Origin of the sequence: Citrobacter sp. S55_ASV_140 (assembly GCF_018919505.1) — a bacterium.
Taxonomy (GTDB): Bacteria; Pseudomonadota; Gammaproteobacteria; order Enterobacterales; family Enterobacteriaceae; genus Citrobacter; species Citrobacter werkmanii.
The window spans coordinates 1-5,709 of sequence record NZ_JAHLQZ010000226.1; the positions used below are offsets into that span (position 1 = coordinate 1).

Consider the following 5,709-nt stretch of genomic DNA (forward strand, 5'->3'; position numbering starts at 1 on the left):
ACGGTAAACAGCGTAAAACACAGGATCAGCAGCAAGAGCGCCGTAACCGCGCCATCCTGACTGCGATAAGATCCAATCTGCTGATATAGATAAAACGGCAAGGTGCGGAAATCCTCATTGCCAAATAACGCCACCACGCCAAAATCGCCAATCGACAGTACGCAGGCAAAAGCCATCGCCTGCGCCAGCGGACGTTTCAGTGCCCGCAGTTCAACCACTTTCAGCCGCGACCATCCCTCAATTCCCAACGACTGGCACAACATACTGTAGCGTGCGGTCACGTCACGCATTGGGTTTTCCAGTACCTTCAGCGCGTAAGGGATCGCCATCAGCGCGTTGGTGAAAATCACAATGCCGTCGGCGGATTCGGGTAGACCAACGGTGTTATTGAGCAGCAGAAAGAAGCCGGTTGCCAACACGATGCCCGGCATGGCGAGGATCATCATGCCGCTAAGCTCCAGTACCTGGCCTGCCAGCACCTGCTGTCGGGCGCGCAGTTCGCGACTGCTCCATAACAGCATCATGGTGAGTATCACGCACAATGCCCCTGCCGCCAGCGCGATGCGCAGTGAAGTTCCCAACGCCTGCCACAGAACCGGCTGCATAAGCACATCCAGAACCTGGCGGTTAAGACCATCGACAATCACTGCCAACAGCGGCGGCAGCAACAGCAACAGGGCCAGGAAAATCAGCAACGAGTCTGCCAGACGGCTGTGCAGACGATCGTCGGGATCGCGCCAGCCCTGAACCAGCGTGGTGCCGGGCGCAATAGCGCGGCTCAGGCGTTGACTGAGGAGCACCAGCGCTAAACAACACAGCATCTGGATCAACGCCAGCATAGCGGCACGGGCGGGATCGTAATCGAAATTCAGCGCCTGATAGATAGCCAGCTCAATGGTGGTGGCCTGCGGCCCGCCACCCAGCGACAAAACGGTGGCGAAGCTGGCGAAGCACAGCATAAAGATGAGCGCGGCGACGGGAAGGATCTGACGGCGTAACCATGGCCATTCGATAAAGCGGAAGAAATGCCAGCCGCGAATACCCAACTGAGCGGCTAACTGTCGCTGTTCACCGGGAATATTTTCCAGCGACTGCAACAGCAGACGGCTGGCCATCGGCAAATTGAAAAAAACGTGCGCCAGCAGAATACCCTGCAAACCGTACGGCGAAAACGTCCACTCCAGCCCGAATGTCTGCCAGAGTGAGGCTAACCAGCCCTGACGGCCATACACGCTGAGAATGCCAAAGACCGCGACCAACACCGGCAGGATTAACGTCATCGCGCACAGGCGTAGCAGCGCCAGACGTCCGGGGAAACGGCGGCGATAAAGTGCTCTGGCAAGGAAAATTGCCGGGACAACCGACAACACTGCGGATAAAAAAGCCTGCCAGAAAGAAAAACGCACCACGTGCCACAGGTAGTCGTCTCGCCACAGCGAGAGCCATTCTCCTTGTGGGGCGTTAAACCATAGCGCCAGAAACGCGGCCAGGGCTACTGCGACCATCAGCGTGGCGGCAGAAAGCCCAGGAACCAGCCAGCCGGGAATTAACGGCTGACGGCGCGTTGCCATTCGCTAATCCATGTCTGACGCTGAGCCGCAACCTGCTGCGGGGTAAATTCCAGCGCGGTGGCCGGTTTCTTCAGTTGCTCAAATCCTGATGGGAGAGCAACCTGCGCCACCGGATACATCCAGTTGCCGGTCGGAATGGCATTCTGGAATGCCGGAGAAACCATAAACTTAAGGAACTTCTCAGCCAGTTCCGGCTGCTTGCTGGCCGCGGTGCGGGCGGCGACTTCCACCTGCAAATAGTGACCTTCACTAAAGTTGGCGGCGGCGTAGTTATCTTTTTTCTCGTCAATGATGTGATAGGCCGGAGAGGTGGTGTAGCTCAGTACCAGATCGCTTTCACCTTTCAGGAACAGGCCGTAGGCTTCGCTCCAGCCCTTGGTGACGGTGACGGTTTTGGCTGCCAGTTTCTGCCACGCCTCCGGTGCTTTGTCGCCATAGACTTTTTGCATCCATAACAGCAGGCCCAGCCCTGGCGTGCTGGTGCGTGGATCCTGATAAATGACGCGCCATTTCTGATCGCTTTCGACCAGTTCTTTCAGGCTCTTTGGCGGATTTTTCAGCTTGTTTTTATCATAGACAAAAGCGAAGTAGCCGTAATCAAACGGGACAAAGGTGTCATTTTTCCAGCCGCCGGGTACGTCAACGGCGTCGTTTGCGACATTGCTCTTGGCGAACAGTTTGGTTTGCGTGGCGGCTTCCAGCAGGTTGTTATCCAGTCCCAGCACGACGTCGGCTTTGCTGTTTTTTCCTTCCATGCGCAGGCGGTTAAGCAGCGAGACGCCATCTTCCAACGCGACCAGCTTCAGTTCGCAGTTGCAGTCAGCTTCAAAGGCTTTTTTGATTGTCGGGCCAGGCCCCCAGTCCGCAGCGAACGAATCGTAGGTATAGACGGTCAGCACCGGTTTGGCGAAGGCAGGCGCTGCGCACAGCAGCAAAAGCGGAAGACATTTTTTAAACACTTTGCACCTCAAGAGTTGGGTGGCAAAGGACTTGAGATAAGCCTCAAATCCCTTCGCCGGCATTATCCGGATCAGGTTCGACGGGTATCTCTCAGCCCATACACTTCATCATTCACGCAGCCTCTGTGTGGGCTGCGCTCACTCACCCCAGTCACATAGTTATCTATGCTCCTGGGATTCACTCGCTTGCCGCCTTGAGGCATCATGAATGATTTTGTGTATGTTTTTTATTTAGCACCCCGTTGAGAACGGCGTTAGTGTAGTGATTTTGTTGCCGGGCAGCAATTAAGAGCTGGCTCTTAGGGATCCGGCGGCGCAAACCATGCCGATTTAAAATCAAACCAGCCGAGGGTATTCATGCGTAGCCCGCGCATACTACGCTGGCCCTGAATGATCAGCCAGTGGTGGATCAACGGCACAATGGCCTTTGTGGCGAGCAGCTGTTGGCACCATGCCGCCAGGCTCATTTCACCGGTTCGCCAACGGGCGGCATCGTTTTCCCAGTCGCGCGAGATACAGTTTTGCAGCAGCGGGACTTCGCACAAATGCGCGAACAGCGAGAAATCCAGCGGGAGGGTAAAGTTGGCGCTGTTGAGCCAGATATCACTGACTATTTCACCTGCATGCCACTGATCGTAGTCGATCTCCTGAATGTTTAGCTGTACCTGATACTGCGCCAGCAACGTTTTCATGATCTGCGCGATAATCCGATGTTCGATGTGATCGCGATAGTAAGTGAGCGTTAGCGTTTCCAGCCCGGCCGGTTTTTCACCATGCCCGGGTTTGGCGTGGTGCCAGCGGGGGAGTAACCCATAGGCGGGAAACCACAGCCTCTGGTACTGTTCGTCGGCGTGACAGATTAAATTGGTTGGCGAGAGAACGCGGCTTGCCCACTCGCGAACCTCCTGATTAGCACCACGATGGGTGCGTGTATCAAACAACAGGTAGTAGCAGCCTTCTTCCAGTCGACTTTCAATCGCCTTTTCATCCTCCGTGGGACCTTTTAGCGTCAACCCGCCGCCCGGCTCTTCGCCGATGTCAGGTAATACCCAAACGTTAACTTCATCGATCAGCGCCCGGTAGCCGAAGTAATCATCAAATGCGCGAATTTTCAGTTGGTTATTAGTATTGCGCATCACGGCATATGGGCCGGTGCCAATCGGATGGCTGGAAAAGTTATTTAGCGTTTCCCATTCTCGCGGCAGGATCATGGCGGGGACTTGCCCCAGTAGCCAGGGAAGCCAGCGGTCCGGTTGGGCAAGATGGATATCCAGCGTCCAGGCGGTGGGCGAGACGATTTGCGTAATGTGCGAATACAGCGGCAGCGCGTTGATGCGCTGTAGCGAAGTAATGACATCCTCCATTTCCAGCTCACGGCCATGATGAAAATGGATCCCCGGGCGCAGGAAGAATCGCCAGTGTAAAGGCGAAATCTGCTGCCAATGATGCGCAATGTCGGCTTCCAGTTCCCCATTTTCCTCATTTACCAGAATTAAGGAACTGAAGATTTGTCGGGCAATATGGGTTTCGGAGCGGCGTAACGCCGTACCGGGGAGCAGATTGCGCATAGGGCGATAATAGAGGACGCGCATGATGTGCCGCCCCTGGCGAAAACTGCGTCCCAGGTGGGAAACCAGCATTTGTCTGACGGCCGTTTTATCACCGACCAGTTGCACCAGTTGATCGATGCGATCCTGTTCCAGCAGGTCTTCTGCCCGCTGCTGCTGGAGCGCCAGCCCGGTATAGAGAAATGTCAGGCGCGAGCGTTTACCCCGCCCAACTTCGGCTTCCCACGTTAACCAGCCGCGATCCTGCATGGTATTAAGCAGGGTGCGCATATGACGGCGCGAGCAGCTCAGCAGCTCCGCCAGTTCGTTTAGCGTCGTGTCTTGCGTTTTGCCGTCACAGCATTGCCACAGACGGATGAACTGTTGTTGCAAACGACCAGAAGACATAAAAGGGGAACTCCTGCGGAAAACTCAGCAATTTTATTATCCCTATATTAAGCCAATAATAGATTCCGATGAAGCGATGAGACAACGAAGGGGTCATCTATGCGTCAGTTCTGGTTGAAGTACTTTACTGCGACGGAAAAATCGTCCTGGTTGGCTTGCCTGAGCGCACCGCAGCGCTTAAAGATGCTTGAAGAACTGATGCAGTGGGAGGTGACAGCCTGACCTCCGAATTGCGAGTTGCAGACATCATGTGTGACTGAGTATTGGTGTTAATCGCCGCGCCAGCAGGTATTATCTGCTGGCTTTTTTCGTTTCAGCTGCGCTTAAAAGGAAAGATATGCTCTGGATTATGACCATGGGACGGCGCCTTAACGGCGTTTACGCGGCATTTATGCTGGTCGCTTTTATGATGGGTGTGGCCGGGGCGTTGCAGGCACCCACGCTGAGCCTGTTTCTGAGCCGTGAAGTCGGGGCGCAGCCATTTTGGGTCGGGCTGTTTTATACCGTCAACGCTATTGCCGGGATCGGGGTCAGCCTTGGTCTGGCGAAACGATCCGACAGTCAGGGCGATCGGCGAAAACTGATCATGTTCTGTTGTCTGATGGCAATCGGCAACGCGCTGCTGTTTGCCTTTAATCGCCACTATCTCACGCTGATCACCTGCGGTGTGCTGCTGGCTTCGCTGGCAAATACCGCCATGCCGCAGCTGTTTGCGCTGGCGCGGGAATATGCCGATAGCTCGGCGCGTGAAGTGGTGATGTTTAGCTCGGTGATGCGTGCGCAGCTTTCGTTGGCGTGGGTGATTGGGCCGCCGCTGGCTTTTATGCTGGCGCTGAATTACGGCTTCACGGCGATGTTTTCCATTGCCGCAGGCATTTTTGCCATTAGCCTGGTGCTGATCGCGCTGATACTGCCATCTGTGGCTCGGGTGGAGCAACCTGTCGATGTGCCGCTGGAACAAGCCAGCGGTTGGCAGGACAAAAATGTACGCATGCTGTTTATTGCCTCTACGCTGATGTGGACCTGCAACACCATGTACATCATCGATATGCCGCTGTGGATTAGCCTTGAGCTGGGCTTGCCGGACAAGCTGGCCGGGATCCTGATGGGCACCGCGGCCGGGCTGGAAATTCCGGCGATGATTCTGGCGGGCTACTACGTGAAACGCTTTGGTAAGCGGCGCATGATGATCGCGGCCGTGGCGGCGGGCGTACTGTTTTATCT

At 55.4% G+C, this 5,709-nt stretch carries 5 protein-coding genes and 1 riboswitch; of the genes, 2 read left to right on the top strand and 3 right to left on the bottom strand.

Annotation, left to right across the window (positions count from 1 at the left end; genetic code table 11):
• The 3 genes from thiP to sgrR all read right to left on the bottom strand — a co-directional run.
• The coding region (thiP, locus tag KQJ18_RS20915) for a thiamine/thiamine pyrophosphate ABC transporter permease ThiP (RefSeq protein ID WP_216422647.1) at positions 1-1,571 on the bottom strand (1,571 nt) is incomplete at its 3' end.
• Positions 1,547-2,530, bottom strand: a complete 984-nt coding sequence (gene thiB, locus KQJ18_RS20920) for a thiamine ABC transporter substrate binding subunit (protein ID WP_216422649.1) — start codon at positions 2,528-2,530, stop codon at positions 1,547-1,549. The genes thiB and thiP, both read right to left, overlap by 25 nt.
• Before the next feature lie 30 nt (positions 2,531-2,560).
• A riboswitch (TPP riboswitch) is annotated at positions 2,561-2,782 on the bottom strand.
• A gap of 47 nt (positions 2,783-2,829) precedes the next feature.
• Entirely contained in the window at positions 2,830-4,485 is a 1,656-nt protein-coding gene (gene sgrR / locus KQJ18_RS20925; protein ID WP_216422651.1) for an HTH-type transcriptional regulator SgrR, read from the bottom strand.
• 99 nt (positions 4,486-4,584) lie between these two features.
• Here sgrR and sgrT point away from each other — a divergent pair, with 99 nt between their 5' ends.
• Both sgrT and KQJ18_RS20935 read left to right on the top strand, forming a co-directional pair.
• Positions 4,585-4,707: a glucose uptake inhibitor SgrT gene (sgrT, locus tag KQJ18_RS20930; protein ID WP_016151681.1), complete on the top strand. Its 123-nt coding sequence runs from the start codon at positions 4,585-4,587 to the stop codon at positions 4,705-4,707.
• A 115-nt stretch (positions 4,708-4,822) separates the two neighbouring features.
• On the top strand, positions 4,823-5,709 hold an 887-nt coding region (locus tag KQJ18_RS20935; RefSeq protein WP_216422652.1), incomplete at its 3' end, for an MFS transporter.